Here is a 22,080-nt window from a genome sequence, read left to right as displayed (position 1 = left end):
TCCGAGCAGGCGGGCATGCGCGTGATGTTCGTGGAAGAGGTCCAGAAACGCGGCATTGACGCCATCCTCGAAGAGACCCGCGCAATTGTTGGCGATATGCCGGTTTACCTCAGCTTTGACATCGACAGCATCGATCCGGCCTTTGCGCCGGGCACCGGCACACCGGAAATCGCGGGTCTGACCACGCCCGAGGCGATGGCCCTGATCCGGGGGCTGCGCGGGCTGAACTATGTGGGCGCGGATATGGTCGAGGTCTCTCCGCCCTTCGATGTGGGCGGCCTGACCGCGCTGACCGGGGCAACCGTCATGTATGAATTGCTGTGCCTGCTGGCCGAGACCGTGAAGACATGACGCAGCAGGATACGCAGGTATCCGAACAGGGGGGGTTGGCAGGGGCCTACACCCCCATGCCGCCGGATCGGGCGCAGGCTTTGTTGCGGGACCATTATGGAATGGACGGAGCCCTGAAGCGGTTCGACACGGAAAAAGATGACACGTTTCGCGTCACGACACCGGACGGTAAACGCTTTGTCCTGAAAATCGCCAACCCGACCGAGCCGTTTGATGAGGTTGATTTTCAGAACGGCATCCTGCGTCACGTCGCGGTGCGGGATGCGGCCCTGCCGGTGCCGCGTCTGGTGCCGGATACCAGCGGCAACGACATGTTCGCCATAACCGATGTGGATGGGTCAAAACGCTTTGTCCGGGTGCTGAGCTTTATCGACGGGACACCGCTGTGCGAAACGGACTCCAACCCCGAAGAACGTGTACAGATCGGCCGGATGCTGGGCCGGTTGCGTCTGGCGACCGAAGGGTTCTCTCACCCCGGCGAGAACCGGCAATACGGCTGGGACGTGCAGCATCTGCTGACGCTGGAACATCTGCTGGACGATGTGGATGATCCTGACCAGCGTACCGCGCTTGCCGCTGGGTTGGAACGGTTCCGCAGGATCGAACCGGCCCTGCGCCGGCAGCGGCAACAGGTTCTGCACAATGATTTCAGCAAGTCGAACATCATCGTCAATCACGATGATCCCGATTTTGTCAAAGGCATCATCGACTTTGGCGATTCCGTGAAAACGGCGATCGCGGTTGATGTGTCGACCGCCTGCCTGAACCAGTTGCCCGAAACGCCCCATGACGATCTGTTCTGGCGCGCCCGCGACATTGTCGAGGGGTATCTGCAGATTACCGAACTGACCGGGGAAGAACTGACGCTGATCCCGCACCTGACCATGGGCCGGATCGTGACCCGGGCGCTTTTGACCCTGTGGCGGACAAAGCTGTTTCCTGAAAATGAAACCTACATCATGCGCAATACCTATCAGGGCTGGCATCAGCTGGATTGGTTCCTTGCCCGCAGCCCGGATCAGGTCTCTGATATCCTGATGCAGTTCGCCGATCAAAAAGGACATTCGCAATGAGCACCGCCAAATCCCGTGGCAAGATGAACAACAGTTTCAACCCGGACATGATCAGCCAGTTGGATGCCCGGGCCCGCGAAAATGTCGAACGGCGCGCACGGTTGCTGGGCCCGGCCTACCGTCTATTCTATGCGGACCCCGTGGAAATCCGCCGGGCCGAAGGTGTGTTCCTGTACGATTCCGACGGCAACGAATATCTCGACGCCTACAATAACGTGGTGTCTCTGGGCCATTGCCATCCCTACGTGAATGCCAAGATCAAAGAGCAGATGGACCAACTGTGCACCCATACGCGGTACATGCAGGATGGGATTCTGGATGTTGCCGAGCGTCTGCTGGCCACGTTCGAGGATGAGATCGGCCATGTCATGTTCACCTGCACCGGGTCCGAGGCCAACGATCTGGCGCTGCGCATGGCCAAGTATCACACCGGCAACGAAGGCATCATCGTCACGTCCGAGGCGTATCACGGCAATTCGGAACTGTCGGCGGGGTTTTCGCCCTCGATGGGGGAAAATGCGCGGCTGGGGGCCTGGGTCCGCCGGGTGCCTGCCCCCGACACTTACCGCATCGAGACGGACGATATGGGCGAATGGATGGCTGCCCGCGTGGCGGAGCAGATCCATGACCTGAAACGGCGCGGTCAGGGGCTGGCGGCCTTTGTGGCGGACAGCCTGTTCACCTCGGATGGCGTTTTTGCCCATGACCCCGGCATCCTTGCCCCGGTTCTGAAGGTGGTCCGCGACGCGGGCGGGATTTTTGTGGCGGACGAAGTGCAAAGTGGCTTCGCCCGCGATGGACGGCACATGTGGGGCTACAAAAGCCACGGCGTGGTGCCCGATATTGTCAGCATGGGCAAGCCGATGGGCAATGGCTATCCGGTGGCCGGGATTGCCGTGCGCCCCGAAGTCGCCGACGCCTTTGGCCATGACATGCGCTATTTCAACACTTTTGGCGGCAACACCGTCGCCATGGCCGCAGCCGGTGCGACGCTGGATGTGATCGCGCAGGAAAACCTGCTGGAAAACTGCGCTCGTGTCGGGGCGCTGCTGGGGGACGGGCTGAGGGCATTGTCAAAGATCGATGACCGGATCGGGGATGTGCGGGGCACCGGGCTTTATTGGGGCGTCGAAATGGTCGGCGACCGCGACAGCAAAACCCCCGATGGCACCCGCGCCGCCGCACTGGTGAATGAACTGCGCAGGCGCCGCGTCCTGATCTCGGCCACGGGGTATCACGGCAATGTCCTGAAAATCCGCCCGCACCTGACATTCGCCCCGGAACATGTCGACCGGTTCCTGACCGAGTTGGAAGGAGCGTTGATGGCCGTGCAGTAATCACCCAACCCGGTGCATCGGCACGCAGGCATTTATCGCTAAAGCCGTCGATGTAACATCCATCGATCCGATATTTATCCTTGCGATGCCTGCGCGGTTTGATGGTTCAAAACAATAAGTCCGGTCAGAAGACCGTCAATGTCAACAAGGAGATAACTATGCCAAGACCCAGGAAATTACGCACCGCAGTATTACCGCTCGCCTTGGCGGGCCTCCTGCCGCTTACCGCGGCACCGGCACTGGCGCAGGACAAGATCGACTGCATCTTCCCGTTCTGGTTCGGCTTTGCCCCGGTATTTGTCGCCCAGGAAGAGGGGTATTTTGACAGCGAAGGTCTGGAAGTGACCACCGCATTTGACAATGACCGGGCCAACGTGCTTCCAGCGATGGCCAACGGCTCGATCGATTGCACGATGCGCACCATCGGCGAGTCGATGTCGCGCCCGCGTCAGGCCGACACCACCGGAACGATCATCGGGACGATTGATGTGTCGGTCGGTGCGGATGGCGTTGTGGCATCCGGTGACGTGAAATCCGTCGAGGACCTGATCGGCAAGACAATGGCGGGTGAGATCAACCACCCCGGCACGACCCTGGTGCAACATGCGCTGTCGCAGGTTGGTAAAAGCATCAAGGACGTGAACCTGCAACTGATCGCGACCGACGATTCCGTTGCCGTGTTCGAAGACCCCAGCATCGCCGCCGTCGCGACCTGGGAACCGATGATGAGCACAATCGTCAAAAACAGTGGCCGCGATGGGACGCATCTGCTTTTGACCTCGGCCGATTACGAGGGTCTGATCACCGATGTCATCATCGTAAGAACCGAGGATTATCAGGAAAACCCCGAGAAATACGCAAAGTTCCTGCGCGGGATTTACCGGGCCATCGATCTGTATAACGCGGACCCGGACAAGTTCATTGCCATATCGGCCCCGTTCTTCGATACGCCCGACGCAGAAATGAAAGAGGCGCTGGCGGGTGTCAAATACACCTCATACGAGGAAAGCGCGGACTACCTGCCGAGCGACGGTTCAGACGGAAAGCTCAAAGAGGTGTTTGACGCGTTCAACGATATCAACCTGACGCTGGAATTGCAGGACGCGCCGCTCAGCTATCAGCCATATGTGGATGGCACCTTGCTGAACGGGCTGTTTGACGGTCACGACCGGTAAGCCAGTTCCATGGGCGCGCTCTGGTCTCTCCCCCCAGGGCGCGCTTTTTCTTGTCTGCCTGATGCAACAAACGAGTGCGCGCATGTCTTTTTCCATTCTGGCGTTTCGAAAGAAGCTGCCCCGGAAGGTTGAAATCGGTCTTGGGATAACCGGGTTCCTTCTTTTTCTTCTGACATGGCAACTCATCGCGGTTTCGGGCGCAATCCGGCCCGAGTTTCTGCCAACGCCCGTGTCGGTGGCCGAGGCGTTCGTGCGGCTTTTCACCGAGCGGGATTTCGCATCCGACATCGTGATCAGCGTGCGGCGGGTATGGCTGGCCTTCCTGCTGTCGGTCGCGGTGGCGGTACCGCTGGGCCTGCTCATGAGTACCTACAGAGCCGTGGGTGCCTTGCTGGAGCCATTCGTGGACTTTGTCCGCTATCTTCCCGTGCCCGCATTGGTGCCCTTGCTGGTCATCTGGTTCGGCGTTGGTGAGGCATCGAAACTGGCGGTGTTGTGGATGGGCACCTTCTTTCAACTGATCCTGCTGATCGCCGATGACACCAAGCGGGTTCCGGTGGAGTTCATCGAATCCGGTCACACACTTGGGGCCAGCAACGGCCAGATTATGCGTGACATCATAATCCCGGCGGCGTTGCCCAATATGGTCGATAATCTACGCATCACACTGGGCTGGTGCTGGACCTATCTGATCATCGCCGAGATCGTCGCGGCGAATTCGGGGATCGGTCACATGATCTGGTCATTGCGCCGTTTCGTGAAAACACCCGAGGTGATGGCCGGAATCATTGCTATCGGCATCATCGGTCTGCTTACCGATCAGGCTTTCCGCTATGCGCATGCTCGCTGGTTCAAGTATCTGCACAGGTGAAACATGCAAAATTTCATCGAAATATCAGATGTCTCCAAGACCTATTGGTCAGAGGACGGAAAAACCGAAACCAAGGTTGTCCTGCCCCTGTCAATGACCATTGCCGAGGGCGAAATGGTCATGTTTCTGGGGCCGTCCGGTTGCGGCAAGACCACGTTGATGCGGATCATCGGCGGGCTGGAAACTCAGGACCACGGCGAAATCCACCTGCAAGGAGAGCGGCTGGCCGGACCCGACCGACGCCGAGGCATGGTCTTTCAAAGCTATTCGTCCTTTCCCTGGCTCAGCGTGCGCGACAACATCAAATTCGGCACGCGATACCGCAAGGACATCTCGGCACAGGAAAAGGAAGAGGTCACCGATCATTACATGAACATGGTCGGACTGACGCGCTATGCCGATTTCTACACGAACCGCATTTCCGGCGGCATGCGTCAGCGGGTGGCGATTGCGCGCACGCTGGCATCCTCGCCGAAGGTTCTGCTGATGGACGAACCCTTTGGCGCGCTGGATGCGCAGACCCGTGAATATCTTCAACTGCAACTGATGGACATCAACGCCAGGGAAAAGAAAACCACGGTGTTTGTCACCCATGACGTGGAAGAGGCCATTCTGCTGGCCAGCCGCATCGTCATCTTTTCATCCCGGCCCGCCCGGATCGTCAAAGAGATCAGGGTCGACGACCTGATCCCGCCCGAAAGCCGCCGCGACGGCAGTCTGGATATGGAAACCTTCATGGCCTTGCGCGCCGATATTCTGAAAATCATCCGGGCGGAATACGCCCACACATTAGAGGACACTTGAATGACAGACTTGTCGGGAAAACAGGCGCTGGTCACCGGGGCGAACCGGGGAATAGGTCAGGCACTGGCCGAGGGGTTTCTGGCCGCAGGCGCGGATGTGACCATCGTTGCGCTTGAACCGGATGTTGCCGAGGCGGCGGCACAACTGTCGGCCCGCCATGGCCGCGACGTCCGCCACATCACCTGCGATATTTCCGATCTGGATCAGGTCAAGGCGATGCGCTCACAGGTCGAGCGCATCGACATATTGGTCAACAATGCCGGTTTCGAATTCATCACCCCGATCACGGACCAGTCCGAGCGCGTCGATGAAACCTTTCGCCGGATTATCGAGACCAACGTGATCGGTACATTCTCGGTTATCCGTCATCTGCTGGACCGTATCCCGGATGGCGGGCGGATCGTGAATACGGCCTCGATGTGGGGCAAGACGGCTGTGGCCGAGTTCAGCGGCTATTGCGCCTCGAAACATGCGGTGATCGGTCTGACCCGATCGCTGGCGCAGGAACTGGCCCCGCGTGGCATTCCGGTGAATGCGGTTTGCCCGGGTTGGGTCAAAACCGTCGCCTCGATGCGGTCGCTCAATCACATGGCGGCGCGGGAAAACCGTACCGAGGCCGACTTGCTGGACGAAATCGTGGCCGCGCAGGCGCTGCCGGGTCTGATGGACCCCAAGGACATGGTGGACATGTATCTGTTCCTGTCCGGCCCGGCTGCGGACAACATCACCGGGCAGGCGTTTACCGTTGACCGGGGGGAGTTGATGCAATGACCGAATTGACCGGAAAGACAGCACTGGTGACCGGTGCGGCGCAGGGTATCGGCGCAGCAGTTGCGGCAGCGCTGGCGGATGCCGGGGCCCGGGTGATCGGTGCCGACATGAAAGCCCCCCGCGCGCCCAACCCGGCCATCCGGTTTCAGCATTGCGATATCTCGGATGCGCAGAGCGTCGCGGCCCTGTTTGCGGATATTGCCGACACCGAAGGGCAGCTTGATTTCGCGATCAACTCGGCTGGCGTGTTGTCGGAATCGCCCATCACGTCGCTGGACGTTGCCGAGTTCGACCGGGTGATCGCCATCAATCTGCGCGGGTCCTTTCTGATCGCACAAGGGGCCGCGCGCATGATGCAGCAGGCCGGGTCTGGCCGGATCATTCTGGTGTCGTCGGAACTGGCTTATCTGGGTCGCGGCGGCTTTAGCGCCTATTGTGCCTCAAAATCGGGCGTCATCGGGCTGACGCGGTCCCTTGCGCGCGAACTGGCACCGGATATTCAGGTCAATTCCATCGCGCCGGGTCCGGTCGACACGCCGATGCTGGCGCTTGAAAACATGTCGCAAGAGGCGATCAACGAAGAAGCTGACAACCCGCTTGGTCGGTTGGGCACACCGCAGGAGGTTGCCGGGCTGGCGCGGTTCCTGTGCGGGCCGGATGCCGGGTTCTTCACCGGACAGACGCTCAGCCCCAATGGCGGCGCAGTGATGATATAGGGAGAGCCCGAAAATGATGTTGCAAAGACCCGTCCCCTGGCCGAACGGTGCCAAGGTCGCCTGTGCGATCACCCTGGATATGGATGCCGACAGTCTGGTTCATATCCACCATGGCGCTGGCGCCAAAGACAAGCTGTCGGCGATCTCGATGCTGCGCTATGGCCCCGATGTCGCCATTCCGCGCATTCTGGAAACCTACCGCAAGTTCGGCCTGAAACAGAGCTTTTTCATCCCGGCCTGGTGCATCGAAAACCACCCCCACGCGGTTGAAGCCATCGTCGCCGACGGGCATGAGGTCGGGTATCACGGCTATATCCACGAAGCCCCCAACAGCCTCTCACCCGCGCAAGAGCTTGACTGGATGTGCAAATCCATCGAGATCATCGAAAAACACACGGGCCAGCGCCCGCGCGGCAACCGCTCACCTTTGTATCATATGTCCTCGAAAACGCCCGAGTTTCTGGCCGCGCAGGGCTTTCTCTACGACACCTCCCTGATGGGGGACGATGTGCCGTATTTTCTGGAAACGCCCGAGGGTCGCATTCTGGAAACCCCCGTCAGCTGGGCCACGGACGACTGGCCGCCCTATGTGCATGCCCCCGATCTTGGGTACATGTTCCCGCCGCAATCGCCGGATCGGGCCATGGATATCTTCATGGCCGAATTCGAAGCACTGCGCCGGTCCCCCGGCGGCGTCTGGGTGGGCGTCTGGCATCCGTTCGTAAGCGGACGCCTGTCGCGCTGGCAACGGGTTGAGCAGATGATCGAATACATGCTGGACACGGGGGATGTGTGGTTCGCCACGATGGAGGAAATTGCCAACCATGTGGCGCAAGTCACGGCAAGCGGCGCATATCAGCCCCGGGTGGATACGCTGCCCTATTCTTCGGAAAATCAGGTGCCCGAGGCGTTGACGGGGAAGGCATAAGGAACTGGTTTTGAAGCATGACGTCATGCATTTAAGACGTTGGGAAATTTTGACATCGGCGCCGCTTGGGTTTGCACGCGAATGGCCAGCATTTGTGCCCGGCTGAAAGTCAGATCATGATCTCTTTGGATTGAAGTGAAGGCGCGCGCATGATCCGCGAGGGTCAGCGCGCGCCCGGAATCTGTCCGTTTTGTCATGACAATCTGGACCTGAAGTCATTGCGCATCTCTTCGTAAGACCCAATACCATGGCAAAAGGTTCTAAAATGCCGAAAAAGGGCAGGGGGTGACGCGCACGGACTGCGGTCGATATGTTGTCCGTCCGCAGGCGAACAGTCCTGCTGGTCACGACGCATTGACACCCAAGTTCCGAAACAGGGACATCACCAACCGTTAGAGTTTTGGTGAAATTCGCAAGCGGGTTGGTCTGATCGCTTGAACAACCTTTGGTGGAAGCCGTGTCTTCCAGGTGATCTCCAGCAGAAATGCAAATGTCGAAAAATTGCCATCAAGTATCGTGATGATACTAACCTGTGGCATTTCGGCCATGAATAGTGTCAAACCACTTATGAGTGAACTTAGTCACATTAATCTTAGTTAAATTGCGCATATCCTTCTCGAAATGGTGATGGGGTCGCCTTGAATTTTTGGCTGCTGTCCTTCGGGACAGAACCCGATCGCTGTGTGATTTGGCAGAGACGCGTGCGAGGTTCCAAGGTGAAAACAAAATCAAGACTTCTGCTGGCCGTTTCTTTTTACGCTTTGATTTCAACGCCTTTGCTTGCAGCGCCAACCGCCACGTCAAAAGTTGGCGACACGGTGACAAACCCTGTAACCGGTATGGATACCACCGTTAGCGCGCTGATTGTTGATCCGGCTTCGACGCCGACGGCAGGGACAACTGCCTTTGTTGAAACCGCTGACGGCTATGTTTTTCTGGTCAAGAGCGCTGGCGAGACGATTTACAACTCGGACAATCCTCCGCTTGCTTTCGATATTGTTTCGATAAGCGGCACTACGGCTCAGATTAGCAACTCTGGGGCGACTGGAACGTCCAGCCTGTCCACACAGTTGACGCAGTCTCAGTACAACACCAACTTCAATAGCTCGGGCACACCGGGCACTGTAACACCGCCCGTGAATGTCTCGGGGCCGAACGGTGTGAACCAGGTTGTTTACGGCCAGAATGGCAGCAACGGGCGCGATGGCGCGCTGTTCGTGCCGCCAAGCTCGGGCGGGGATGGGGACAATGGTCCGACGCAGTCGCAATCCCTGGGCAGCGATGTCAACGCCACCAGCAATGTCGGATGGGAGATCGGCAGCGTTGGCGGCAATGGCGGCAATGGTGGTGACTCGTATCTGAGCTTCTGGGACGGGCGCGACGGGGGTGATGGCGGCAGGGGCGGCACGGTTAACGCAACGCAGACCGCCGGTAGCACGATCCAGACATCCGGTCTCGACCACGAAGGTATTTTTGCGTTCAGCCGCAGTGGTGAGGCTGGCAATGGCGGCAGCGGTTTTGCCGCACCGGGCGGCGGCACCGGCGGGCACTCGGCTGACGGGGGCAATGTGACGGTCACCCAGCAGGGGGCGATTTCGACGAGCGGTGACTCGGCCGACGGGATTTATGCGTTAAGCGTATCGAACAATGGCGGCAATGGCGGGTCGCAGTGGGGATTGGTGGGGTCTTCCGGTGATGGCGGATTTGGCGGCAGTGGCGGAACGGTTGTTGTCAACACCACGTCGACCGGCAGCATTTTGACCACGGGTGACTATGCGAACGGGATTTATGCCCAGTCCATTGGCGGCTCGGGCGGGTCGGCAGGGACAAGCGGCAACCTGTTGGTGTCGCTGATCGGTGGCGCGGATAATGGTGGCAATGGCGGGCAGGTCCAGATCTCGCATGCCGGAGCCATTGAGACACAGGGCGATTTTTCGCGCGGGATTGTCGCGCAGTCTATCGGCGGTGGCGGTGGTTCCGGCGGGGCCGGGGGCGGTTTGGTGGCCCTGTCTTTGGGCGGTGTCGGCTCGAACGGTGGCAGCGGCAGCGCGGTTAGCGTTGCGGTGCAGGGCACGGGCAGTATTCTGACCTCGGGTGCGGGGGCTGACGGGGTGATGGCGCAATCCATTGGCGGCAGCGGCGGCACGGGTGCCAATTCCTATGGTCTGGTCGCCATTGGCGGCACCGGGTCCAAAGGGGGCACCGGCGCAGCGGTCAGCGTCAGCAATTACGGGCGTATCGTGACCGGAGGCGACGGCGCCCGGGGCATCATCGCGCAATCCATCGGCGGCGGCGGCGGGGATGGCGGCTCGTCCGGCGGCATGGTGTCCGTTGGAGGGGATGGCAATGGCGGCGGTAGCGGCTCGACCGTGACCATTGTGAATGACGGGATCATCACCACGACCGGGGATGATGCGATGGGCATTCTTGCCCAGTCCATCGGTGGCGGTGGCGGCAATGGCGGCTCGTCCGGGTCCGTTGGCGCGTTTGTCGGCGTTGCCATTGGCGGGGATGGCGGTGCGGGTGGCACCGGGGGGGACGTCAACGTCACCCTGTCCAACACGGATGGCAGCCAGCCCTCGGCGATCCAGACATCGGGTGACCGTTCGACGGGTGTGTTCGCGCAATCGGTTGGTGGTGGCGGCGGCAATGGTGGCGGTGCCGTTTCGGTCGCGGTTGGGGCCTTTGGCGCGGCCTCAGTGTCGGTTGGCGGCTCGGCGGGCAATGGCGGCGACGGCGGGGACGTCACGCTCAGCGGCAGCGGCTCGGCCTCGGTCCAGACCGGAGGGGATGATTCCACGGGCGTTCTGCTGCAATCGGTTGGCGGCGGCGGCGGTAATGGCGGGTATGCCGTGTCGGTCGCGGTTTCGGGCGGCCCGGTCTCGGGCTCACTGGCCGTAGGCGTTGGCGGCGACGGTGGGACCGGCGGCACGGGCGGAGACGTCACGGTCGGTCAGTTCAACGGCAGTGGTGTCGCCACAGCGGCAGGGTTTGAAGGCACGGTTGTCACCACCGGAAACCGGTCAACGGGCATGTTGTTCCAATCCGTGGGCGGCGGCGGCGGTAATGGCGGTTTGGCCGTTGCTGCGACAGGCGGCGCTTCGGCGTTGTTTTCCGGCAATGTGTCGGTCGGCATCGGCGGTCAGGCGGGTAGCGCGGGCAATGGTGGGCTTGTGCAGGTCTACACCGATGCGGATGTGACGACGACGGGCACCAATTCCAGCGCAATCATCGTGCAATCGGTTGGCGGCGGCGGCGGCAATGGCGGCGGTAGCATCGCCGCCGGGATCAGCGCAAGCGGTGGGGCCGCGGTCGGGATCAATGTGGGCGTCGGTGGTGACGGTGGCGGTGCAGGGACCGGGGGCAATGTCACGCTGGTCGCCGGTGGCTCGTCGATCGAGACCAGCGGCGCGTTTTCAAGCGGTGTGGTCGCACAATCGGTTGGTGGCGGCGGCGGTAATGGCGGCTACGCCATCGGTGCCAGCGCCGATATTGGCGGCGCGGCGGCCGGGTCCGTCAGTGTGGGTCTTGGCGGCAAGGCTGGCGGCGGCGGGGTAGGCGGGACCGTTACAGCCCAGGTTGACGCTAACGTCACGACCCGAGGGGATGATTCCGGTGCCATCGTCGTACAATCCATCGGCGGCGGTGGCGGCAATGGCGGCTTCAGCGTTGCGGCTGGTCTGGCCGCCGGTGGTGCGGGGGCCGGGACTGTCGATGTGGGCCTTGGCGGTGACGGTGGCAGCGGCGGTCGTGGTGGAACAGTCACCGGCGTCCGCGTCAACGGCGATGTCCGGACCGAAGGGTTGCGCTCGACCGGGGTAGTGATCCAGTCCGTTGGCGGCGGCGGCGGTAATGGCGGATTCAACGTCACTGCAGGTGTTGCGGCTGGCGGAGCCGGGGCCGGTTCGATCGGCGTTGGTCTGGGCGGCGATGGTGCCACAGGTGGTGATGGCGGCGTGGTGGAAGGCCAGATCGCCGGGAACATCACAACCTTGTCTGACAATTCTAGTGGCGCGGTGTTCCAGTCCATCGGCGGCGGGGGCGGCAATGGTGGGTTCAACGTCACAGCCGGGATCGCGGGGGCCGGTGCTGGTGGCGGAGCCGTCACGGTTGGTCTTGGCGGCGGTGGCTCGGGCGGTGGGATCGGGCAATCGGTCACCGGTCGTGTCACCGGCACCGTCAGCACAGGCGGCGCGGATTCCACGGCCGTTCTGGCGCAATCAGTTGGCGGCGGCGGCGGTAATGGCGGGTTCAACGTCAGCGCCTCGGTCGCGGGAGCGGGTGTTGCCAGCGGCGCGGTGTCGGTCGGTCTGGGCGGTGATGGCGGCACCGGAGCGAATGGTGGCACGGTCAATCTGACGACGACGAATTCCATCGTGACCGCCGGGGATCGATCCTCGGGCGTAGTCGCGCAGTCGATCGGCGGCGGCGGCGGTAACGGGGGCTTTAACATCTCGGGCACCGGGGCGGGCGCGGGTACGGCCAGCGGCGCGGTCAGTGTCGGGCTGGGCGGCACCGGCGCAGGTGGCGGCAACGGTGGCGCGGTTACCTTAAGGTCGAGCGGCACGATCCTGACTCAGGGAGATTCGTCCACGGCGTTTCTGGCGCAATCCATCGGTGGCGGAGGCGGCAACGGCGGTTTCAACGTCAGCGCATCGGTTCAGGGATCGGGTACTGCCGGGGGTGGTGTGTCCGTTGGTCTGGGCGGAGACGGCGCAGGCGGTGGCGACGGTAACACCGTCATGGCCACATCCAACAACGCGGTTGAAACCCGTGGGGACAGTTCCTCGGGCGTGGTGGCGCAGTCCATTGGCGGCGGGGGCGGCAATGGCGGTTTCAACGTGGCCCCGGTTCTGTCGGGCGCAGGGACGGCCAGCGGTGCGGTCAGCGTCGGCCTTGGCGGCTCGGGTGACACGGGCGGCAATGGTGGCACTGTCACTTTGACCTCGAACGGAACCATTTTGACCGATGGTTTCGCCTCTGGCGGGTTTGTCGCGCAATCCCTCGGCGGGGGCGGCGGGAATGGCGGCTTCAACGTATCCCCAACGGTTTCGGGCGCGGGTACGGGTGCAGGTTCGGTCTCGGTTGGCCTTGGCGGCTCGGGCGCAGGGGGAGGAGACGGCAATCAGGTCACGGCCAGCACCACGGCGAATGTGGTGACCAAGGGGGATGCATCGGTCGGCATTCTGGCGCAATCCGTTGGCGGCGGTGGCGGCAATGGTGGTTTCAACGTGTCGCCGGCGCTTGCAGGCGCAGGCACCGGGTCCGGGGCGATCAGCGTTGGGCTGGGTGGCTCGGGCGGCAGCGGGGGAACGGGCGGAGTTGTCGGCCTGACAGTTGCAAATGACGTTCAGACCGAAGGCGCGCAATCAAGTGCGGTTGTTGCCCAATCCATTGGTGGCGGCGGTGGCAATGGTGGTTTCAACGTCTCGGCTTCGGTCGGCGGCGCGGGCACCGGCTCTGGCGCGGCAGCTGTGGGCCTGGGCGGGCGCGGGACCGGGGGTGGCGACGCATCGGCGGTTACGGCAAACGTTACGGGAAATCTGGTGACGCTGGGCGACACTTCGACGGGCCTTCTGGCGCAGTCGGTTGGCGGTGGCGGCGGTAACGGCGGCATGAACATCTCGGTCGCGGTTGCGGCGGCGGGCACCGGATCGGGTGGCGCCTCGGTCGGTCTTGGCGGCGCGTCCGGAACCGGCGGCGATGGCGGAAGCGCCGAGGCCACCCTGACCGGAGATGTCTCGACCCAGGGCGACGACTCTGGCGGCGTCATCGTGCAGAGCCTCGGCGGCGGTGGCGGTAACGGAGGCATGAATGTCTCGGCCACGGTCACGGTTGCCGGAACCGGCAGCGGCGGTGCATCTGTCGGGCTTGGTGGCAGCGGTGGCGATGGTGGCGATGCGGATACGGCCAATGGTACGGTTATCGGCAATGTCACCACGGCGGGCGACAATTCGGGCGGTGTTCTGGTGCAATCCGCCGCGGGTGGCGGCGGTAACGGAGGGCTGAATGTCTCAGCCGCTGTCAATATCTCAGGCACTGGTGGTGGAGCGATTGGTGTCGGCATTGGCGGGTCCGGCGGTGACGGCGGCGATGCGAGCGCGGCCACGGGCTCGGTCACGGGGGATGTCACCACAACTGGCGAAAACGCGACCGGGGTTCTGGTGCAATCGGTTGGCGGCGGCGGCGGCAACGGCGGCGTCAACATCTCGGGCGCGCTGAGCATTGCGCGGACGGGATCGGGTGCGGCAGGTATCGGTGTTGGTGGCTTTGGCGGTGATGGCGGAACCAGCGGCGTGGTCGACAACACATTTGTCGGCAATATAAACACCTCGGGCACGCGTTCGGCGGGTGTCGTGGCGCAAAGCCTTGGCGGCGGCGGTGGCAACGGGGCCACCAATATTTCGGGTGCGATTTCCGTGGCCAGCAACTATTCCGGCGCTTTGGGGATTGGCGTTGGCGGCTTTGGCGGCAGCGGCGGCGCGGCAGAGAATGTCACGCAGCAAGTGACCGGCAATGTCACCACAACGGGCGACGACTCGGTCGGGATTCTGACGCAAAGTCTGGGCGGCGGCGGCGGTAATGGTGGCACGAATATCTCGGCCGCGCTGTCCCTGTCCCGATCGACCAACGCTGCTGTTGGCATTGGTGTTGGCGGATTTGGCGGCGGTGGCGCAAATGCTGGTGCGCTGGTCCAGTCGACGGTCACCGGCGGTGTCCTGACCAGCGGCGACCGCAGCACGGGCGTTCTGACGCAGAACCTTGGCGGCGGTGGCGGCAATGGCGGCACGAATATTTCGGCCTCGCTGGGCATCAGTCAGGAAAACGGCGGCGCGATCAGCCTGGGCGTCGGCGGCTTTGGCGGTGGCGCGGGCAATGCCGGGGATGTGATCAGCACCCTGCGCTCCAGCACGGACAGCAGCGGCTCGACTTCGGTTGTCACAATGGGTGTGGACAGCATCGGTGTGATGGCGCAATCCGTTGGCGGGGGCGGCGGCAATGGTGGCCTCAACGTTTCGGGTGCGGTGAACCTGACGGGTAAATCTGGCGCGGCGGTGGGCCTTGGCCTTGGCGGCTTTGGCGGCGGTGGCGGTGATGCCGGGGCGGTGACGCTGGATGTAGAAAGTGACGTGATAACAGCGGGCGATGGCGGGCATGGCCTGTTCGCACAGAGCCTTGGCGGCGGTGGCGGCACCGGTGGCGTGAATATCTCGGGCAGCCTGGCGCTGACCAAACCGTCGGGTTCGGACACGATCTTTTCGGTCGCCGCGGGTGTCGGTGGCTTTGGCGGAGCAGGCGGCGACGCAAGTTCGGTTGATCTGGATTACACCGGCAGCCTGCAAGCGGTGCCGATGGTGCAGCAGCCGGACGGCACCTTCGCCGTTGATCAAAGCAAGGGCGCCAGCGGCATTATCGCGCAATCGCTGGGCGGTGGCGGCGGCAATGGCGGCACCAATGTGTCCGGCGGTATTGCGATCAGCGGCAAACCCGGAGCGGGGCAAACCGACAGCAGCAAATCCTATGCGGTTGTCGTGGGTGTCGGTGGCTTTGGCGGCGGCGGCGGTGACGCCGGAGATGTCGACGTCAATATCGGCGCAGGCAGCACCATTACGGCGCATGGCACCGGGCAATCCGGGTTGCTGGCGCAATCCGTTGGCGGCGGCGGCGGCAATGGTGGGCTGAACGTGTCCGGCGGGATCGTGTCCGACAGCTCGCTGATCGTTGGCGTTGGTGGTTTCGCGGGCAATGGCGGTCAGGCGGGGGACGTCACTGTCACCTCGCAGGCGGATATCACCGTCACCACGAATCCGGACGATATCTCGATCCCCGACACCACAACTTTCGAAGACAAGCTGCGCGACTTTCTGGGCGATACGATTGTGGATGACACAGCAGAACTGGCCTCGAACTTCGGGTTGGAGCGTCTGTTCATCGATATGGGTGTCTTCAATGAAGACAAACCGGATACCGATGGCTCGGCTGGTCTGTTGGCGCAGTCTATCGGCGGCGGTGGCGGCAATGGCGGGCTGAACGTGTCCGGCGGCATCGCGCTGAGCAAGGATGGCAAGATCCCGTCCGTGACCTTCGGGGTCGGCGGCTTTGGTGGCAATGGCAACGTGTCGGGTGATGTGACCGTGGACCATGGGGGGTCGGTCACGGTTGCGGGCAACTGGAAACATGGCGTGCTGGCGCAATCCATCGCGGGCGGCGGCGGCAATGGTGCGCTGAACGTGACCGGGCAGCTGAATTATGGCGATTCCAACAATTCCGATGGCAAGACCGATCTGAGCATCGTCGGTGGCCTGGGCGGCCATGGCGGCACCGGCGCGGATGCCGGGGACGTCACGGTCGCGCAAACCGGCGATATCACGACAAATGGCTATCACGCCCGCGGTATCTTTGCCCAAAGCATCGGCGGCGGTGGCGGCACCGGCGGGATCAACGCGACCTTTGTCGGCACCAAGGACAGCTCGCCCATTGCGATGGGCATCGGCGGATTTGGCGGCGGCGGCGGGGATGCGGGCGATGTCTCCGTGGTGCGCGGCACCTCGGTCGCGGCAGCGGGCACCATCACCACCAACGGTGTTGGCTCGCACGGGATCGAGGCGTCCAGCATTGGCGGCGGCGGCGGCGATGCCGGGATCAACGCCGTGGTCGGCATCAGCAAGACCACCGGCACCAACAGCAACGGTGGTACTGGCGATTCAACCGACCGCAAGACCCCAACGAATACGGGCGTCGATGACTCGGTGATCGCCAATTACAACGCCGTTCTGGATGAACTGGAAGGCAAGGTGAACCCGGCGGATTCATCGGGCAACAAGACCGGCGTGTCGGCGGTGATTGCCATTGGCGGCAGTGCCGGAACCGCAGGTGATGGCGGCACGGTGGATATCGACCAATACGGTGATATCGTCACGCTGCAGGACAGCAGCCATGGGGTCTTTGGGCAATCCATCGGTGGCGGCGGCGGCAACGCGGCGTTGAACCTTGGCATGACCTATGAACTGGCCTCGGATGCCACCAACAAGGGCTTTGGCATCGCCGTTGGTGGCAGCACCGGGGATGGCGGGATCGGCGGTCAGGTCGATGTGCGCAATACCGGCGATATCACCACCGTTGGCGCGGGCTCTCATGGTCTGTTCGCCCAGTCGGTTGGTGGCGGCGGTGGCAATGCGGGGTATAACTCGGCCTCTACATCGGTGGATGGTGGCAATGTGAACATCCAGATCGGCCGCACCGGGGGCACCGGCGGCAGCGGTGGAGATGTCTATGCCAGCTCGAACGGCATTATCAGCACGGCGGGCAACGGTTCCTACGGGTTCTTCGCCCAGTCGATCGGCAATGGCGGCGGCAATTCGTCTTCGACCTCGGTCAGCATCGGCACGCCCAAAACCGGCGACAGCAAGGGCAACAAGGCCAGCCTGTCGGTGGGACTGGATGGCGGCACCGGCGGGGCTGCGGGGGATGTCACCTCCGTCGTGGCCGGTACGGTGGTCACGCAGGGCACGGATGCCCATGCCGTGTTCGCCCAGTCGGTCGGCGGCGGTGGCGGCAATGGCGGCAAGGCCAGCAACTCGGCCGGGAAGGGCACTTCGATTGCGCTGTCGATTGGCGGCACCGGCGGCACTGGCGGGCTTGGTGGCAAGGTTGATGTGACCAGCACGGCGCGGATTGCGACCTTTGGGGATCGCTCGATCGGTTTGATGGCGCAATCCATCGGCGGGGCAGGGGGCACCGGCGGCATGGTCCAGGCGGGTCAGTCGAACCTCGATACGATCAAGGCCCTGGTCAGCCCGTCGACGGTTGGCACCACCGCATCGATCAACATCGGCGGCACCGGCGGCGACGGCATGACCTCGGACACCGTGACCGTGGACAGTGACGGGATCATCACGACCGACGGGTCGATGTCGCATGGTATCTTTGCTCAGTCCGTTGGCGGTGGCGGCGGCATGGGCGGTGTGGTGGAAAACCGCATCATCAGCCTGCGCAAGGACATCGGCAACACGGCAACCCTATCCATCGGCGGTAGCGGCGGCACCGGCGCGACCTCGGCTGCGGTCTCGGTCACGAACCGGGATCTGATCCAGACCATCGGGGACAAATCCGTTGGCATCTACGCGCAATCCGTCGGCGGCGGCGGTGGCGACGCGCAGCAGGTGCGCAATATCATCCTTGGCCGGTCCTCGGACGGGGCAACCACAAACGCCATCCTGATCGGCGGCACCGGAGGCACCGGCGGCGCAGGCAGCACGGTGACCGTTGTGAACACGGTTGATGGTACGATCCTGACCTCTGGCAAGGAAAGCCATGGCATCTTTGCGCAATCCGTGGGCGGCGGCGGCGGCACTGGTGGTTCGACGATTTCGGTCGACGGACGCTATGGCGGGGCCGAGGCCAGCACCCGGCGGGCGTTGCAGTTCGGTCTGGGCGGATCGGGCGGTACAGGTGGCACCGGCAGCGATGTTGCGGTGACCAATGCGGGCACGATCCTGACCTCGGGCGAGGCCGCGCATGGTATCTTTGCCCAGTCCGTGGGCGGAGGCGGCGGCAATGGCGGCAGCTCGATCACCGGCACGCTGCGGCTGAAGACCGGCGACAGCAGCTCTCCCACCGCGCAACTGAACATCGGCGGTTCGGGCGGCAGCGGCAATGTCGCCGGGAACGTGGCCGTCACCAACAGCGGCGACATTCAGGTCGATGGCGCAAGCGCTTATGGCATCTTTGCGCAATCCGTGGGCGGCGGCGGTGGCAATGGCGGGCTGGCCGTTGCCATGGATGTGAATGACATCAAGAACACCATGACCGGCAAGTCCTATTCGAAGATCGCCATTGGCGGTTCGGGTGGTTCGGGTTCTGATGGCGGGGACGTCACGGTCAACCATACCGGCACCATCGTCGTGAACGCCGAAAACGGGTACGGCATCTATGCCCAGTCCGTTGGTGGCGGCGGCGGCAATGCGGGTTACTCGGTCTCTTCGCCGCTGGTTTCGGCGCTGGATTACACCATCTCGCAGGCGCTGGGGGCCCGTGTGGGCACGACCGGGTCAGTGGGCAATGTGACCGTCAATTCGACCGGGGACATTCTGGTCAACGGCGTGGGCAGCGAAGCGGTGTTCGTCCAGTCGGTGAATGGCGGCGGCGGCAATGTCGATACTTCGGTTGATTTCACCGCAACGACGGCGGGCGCAACCGGCACCGTTGTCAGCAGCGACATCGCCCTGGGCGGGGACGAAGTGTCGGGCACGGCGGGCAATCAGGTCACGCAATCGCATGACGGTAACATCGCCACCACAAGCGACCAGTCGACCGCGCTGATGTTGCAGAGCGTTGGCGGCGGCGGCGGCACCTCGGCCACTACGGTGAGTGTTCAGGATGGCGATGGCATCGACATCACCGCGCGCCTGGGTGCGATCAACACCGATGACGCCAGCGGGGGCGATGTGGATGGCAGTCGGACCGGGGATGTCGGCACGGATGGTGCCTTCTCTTCGGCAGGTGCGGCGCAATCCATCGGCGGTGGCGGTGGCAAGCTGGTGTTGAACAGCACCGGAGCGGCCGACGCGAACAAGGCCGCTTCGGTCATCCTGGGCTCTGATCCCAGCTTCAACAACGATGGCGGCGCTATCGCGCTGTCGCTGGATGGCGACGTGTTCACCAGTGGCAACCGGTCTTATGGCCAGAGCGTTCAGAGCATTGGCGCCGGTGGTGGCGAAGTGGTCATCACGGGCCTTGGACAGGCCGACGTGACGCTGGGTGCGCAGGACGGATCAACCGGGGACGGCGGTGACGTGGATTTCGCCAATATCGGGGACATGACCACCAGTGGCGCGGGCTCGCACGGTTTTGTCATCCAAAGCATTGGCGGCGGCGGCGGTCTGGTTTCCACAGACATGGCAGAGGACGATATCACCGTCGATCTATCCACCAACAATGGTGGCGATGGCGGAGATGTCGCGTTCGCGCAGACCGGGCATATCGTAACGACCGGCGAGAACGCGATTGGCGTCATTGCTCAGTCGCTGGGCGGCGGTGGCGGCCTTGTGGACTCGGTCTTCCGCGGGACTGCGGGCGGTGCGGGGTCCGGTGGGGTCATCGACATGGCCTTGAGCGGCAATGTCATGTCGGTCGGCGAAGGCGGCATCGGCGTGCTGGCACAATCCGAAGGGCGCGACGGGGCCGACGCAATCACGCTTGGGCTGGACGGAGTCGTTCTGGGCGGTACAGGTCAGGCGGACTCGGTTGCATCTATCGTCGTCGATGGCGGCGCCGACAACACGGTGACCCTGTCCGCAAACAGCCTGCTGATTGCCGGAAACGATCAGCTGGTGAATGGCGGGGATGGCAACGAACAGATTTCGCTGGCGGGTGCGGCGCTTGGCAATCTGGATCTGGGTGCGGGGACCAACGGCCTGACGGTCGAAGATGGCGCATCCTTTTACGCGCTGGATACGGTTGATCTGGGCGCTGCCGGGCTTATGCAGGTGAACGGTGATTTCGTTCTGGGCGCCGCACTGGGGATGACGACCGATCTGACATCGACGGTGCAGGCCAGCGACTTTACCTTTGCCGGCAATGTCAGCCAGACCCTGGACCTGACCGGCAGCCTGGACTTCGGCGCAACCGCGACATCGACATTCGACGTGTATTTCCTGACCTCGGGTGCGTCGGGCGGCGCGAGCGATCTGGTCAATGTCACCGGTGACGCCTCGATCGGCGGCACCTTGACGCCGCAGCTGAACCGGCTGGAACGGGCCTTGCCGCTGGTGATCATCAACCCCGATGGCACCGCATCGGATGCGGGAACGTCCATTCAGGATACGGTGGTTCTGGATTACTCGATTGGTCTGAACGGTGCGACATCCGATGGCAGCTCAATCGATCTGGTGATCACGCCGGATTACTCGACCCAGGGGATGAACGCCAATCAGGCCGCCGTTGGGGACTATATCAATCAGGTCCTGAACGGGCAGGGGTCGGTTGGACAGGGCGCGTTCCTCGCGCTGGTCGGGAACATGCAGTCCGAGGCCAATGTCATCGCTGCCATCGACAGCCTGTCGACATCGGATTACGCGGCCGATGCGGTGGATGCCTTTTACGGCACCCGGGTGTTTGCCGACACGCTGCAGAATTGCGAACGGTTCACCGAATACCAGACCGGTGATGATCCACGCAGCTGTGTCTGGTTCTCGGGCGGGCGGTCTTTCTACGACCGCGACCAGACCGGCATCTATGACGAGCTGGACATCAACAACACCAACCTGTCTGCCGGTATCCGTATGCCGGTCGGGGATGAGCTGTATGCGGGTTTTGCCCTGGGCCACGACCAGATGAGCCTGCGCAACGGGCAGAACTATAACGCAACGGGTGATCGGTTCAATCTGGGGGCCTCGCTGACCAAATACAGCGGTGCGTGGGAATTCGGGGCCATGCTGACAGCCGGATGGTCGGATTACGACACGCTCCGCGCAGGTGGGATCAGCGGCGTGCTGCCCAACGGCACCATTGTGAGCACCGCGGGCGTCAGTTCGATCACGCATAAGATGAACCATCAGAACCTGCGGCTAAGCTTGGCCTATGATCACAGGTTCGCCGGTGGCTCCTCGTATCTGCGTCCCGAGCTTGCGGTTGATGCCACGCGTCTGGCGACCGACAGCAATGGTCAGGCCACCCTGTCCGGGGTCGTTCTGCAAGACGACAGCGAGATGATCTATTCTCTGGTGCCATCGCTTGAGATCGGAACGGAACAGACCCTGAGCGCGTCTCAGAAACTGCGCGCAAGCTTGCGGTTCGGGGCCATCCTCTCGTCAGATGACACCGTATCGGTGACCGCCGGGTTTGCCGATGCCAGTGCCTTGGACGGCGGATTTTCCAATACCAGCTATATTGGCAACGCGCATGGCCTGATCTCGGCCCAACTGGGGCTGGTTGCGCTGGATGACAGCCGCTTTATCAATCTCAGCCTCGACCATATGTTCGGAGACTCAACCGAGGCCCTGCAGGTTGGGCTAAGCCTTGGAATACAATTCTAATCAATAAGGGAGAGCAGA

The 22,080-nt window shown here is 62.7% G+C and carries 11 protein-coding genes; 10 read left to right on the top strand and 1 reads right to left on the bottom strand.

The genetic code is table 11. The features are described 5' to 3' along the window. The 9 genes from MPJ51_RS11670 to MPJ51_RS11630 all read left to right on the top strand — a co-directional run. Nucleotides 1-351, top strand: a 351-nt coding sequence (locus tag MPJ51_RS11670) for an arginase family protein (RefSeq protein WP_298386548.1), incomplete at its 5' end; no start/stop codon positions are given. After that, on the top strand, nt 348-1,424 hold the full coding sequence (locus MPJ51_RS11665) for a phosphotransferase (RefSeq protein WP_298386545.1): 1,077 nt from the start codon (nt 348-350) through the stop codon (nt 1,422-1,424). The genes MPJ51_RS11670 and MPJ51_RS11665, both read left to right, overlap by 4 nt. Beyond that, nucleotides 1,421-2,761 carry an aspartate aminotransferase family protein gene (locus MPJ51_RS11660; protein ID WP_298386543.1) on the top strand — a complete coding sequence of 447 codons (1,341 nt, stop codon included), beginning with the start codon at nt 1,421-1,423 and terminating at the stop codon, nt 2,759-2,761. The genes MPJ51_RS11665 and MPJ51_RS11660 overlap by 4 nt, the downstream gene beginning before the upstream one ends. A gap of 158 nt (nt 2,762-2,919) precedes the next feature. Continuing rightward, nucleotides 2,920-3,936, top strand: a complete 1,017-nt coding sequence (locus MPJ51_RS11655) for an ABC transporter substrate-binding protein (protein ID WP_298386541.1) — start codon at nt 2,920-2,922, stop codon at nt 3,934-3,936. Further along, nucleotides 3,917-4,807, top strand: a complete 891-nt coding sequence (locus MPJ51_RS11650) for an ABC transporter permease (protein WP_298386538.1) — start codon at nt 3,917-3,919, stop codon at nt 4,805-4,807. Before MPJ51_RS11655 ends, MPJ51_RS11650 begins: the two co-directional genes overlap by 20 nt. 3 nt (nt 4,808-4,810) lie before the next feature. After that, entirely contained in the window at nt 4,811-5,611 is an 801-nt protein-coding gene (locus MPJ51_RS11645; protein ID WP_298386535.1) for an ABC transporter ATP-binding protein, read from the top strand. After that, complete coding sequence (locus MPJ51_RS11640; RefSeq protein WP_298386532.1) at nt 5,612-6,382, top strand: SDR family oxidoreductase; 771 nt, start codon at nt 5,612-5,614, stop codon at nt 6,380-6,382. Then, nucleotides 6,379-7,098, top strand: coding sequence for an SDR family oxidoreductase (locus MPJ51_RS11635; protein WP_298386496.1), 720 nt, complete (start codon nt 6,379-6,381; stop codon nt 7,096-7,098). Before MPJ51_RS11640 ends, MPJ51_RS11635 begins: the two co-directional genes overlap by 4 nt. Nucleotides 7,099-7,111: 13 nt before the next feature. Then, nucleotides 7,112-8,026 carry a polysaccharide deacetylase gene (locus tag MPJ51_RS11630; protein ID WP_298386493.1) on the top strand — a complete coding sequence of 305 codons (915 nt, stop codon included), beginning with the start codon at nt 7,112-7,114 and terminating at the stop codon, nt 8,024-8,026. A 23-nt stretch (nt 8,027-8,049) separates the two neighbouring features. Here the strand turns inward: MPJ51_RS11630 and MPJ51_RS11625 are convergent, their stop codons facing one another. Then, a complete protein-coding gene (locus MPJ51_RS11625; RefSeq protein ID WP_298386491.1) occupies nt 8,050-8,223 on the bottom strand; it encodes a hypothetical protein in 174 nt (57 codons plus the stop codon). Between the two features lie 642 nt (nt 8,224-8,865). Between MPJ51_RS11625 and MPJ51_RS11620 the strand changes: the two genes are divergently transcribed. Next, complete coding sequence (locus MPJ51_RS11620) at nt 8,866-22,062, top strand: hypothetical protein (protein ID WP_298386488.1); 13,197 nt, start codon at nt 8,866-8,868, stop codon at nt 22,060-22,062. Nucleotides 22,063-22,080 lie beyond the last annotated feature (18 nt).

Origin of the sequence: Ruegeria sp. (genome assembly GCF_028066395.1) — a bacterium.
In the GTDB taxonomy this organism is placed as follows: domain Bacteria; phylum Pseudomonadota; class Alphaproteobacteria; order Rhodobacterales; family Rhodobacteraceae; genus Ruegeria.
Note: the sequence above shows the minus strand (reverse complement) of the source record. Positions and strands in the feature narration are given on the sequence as shown.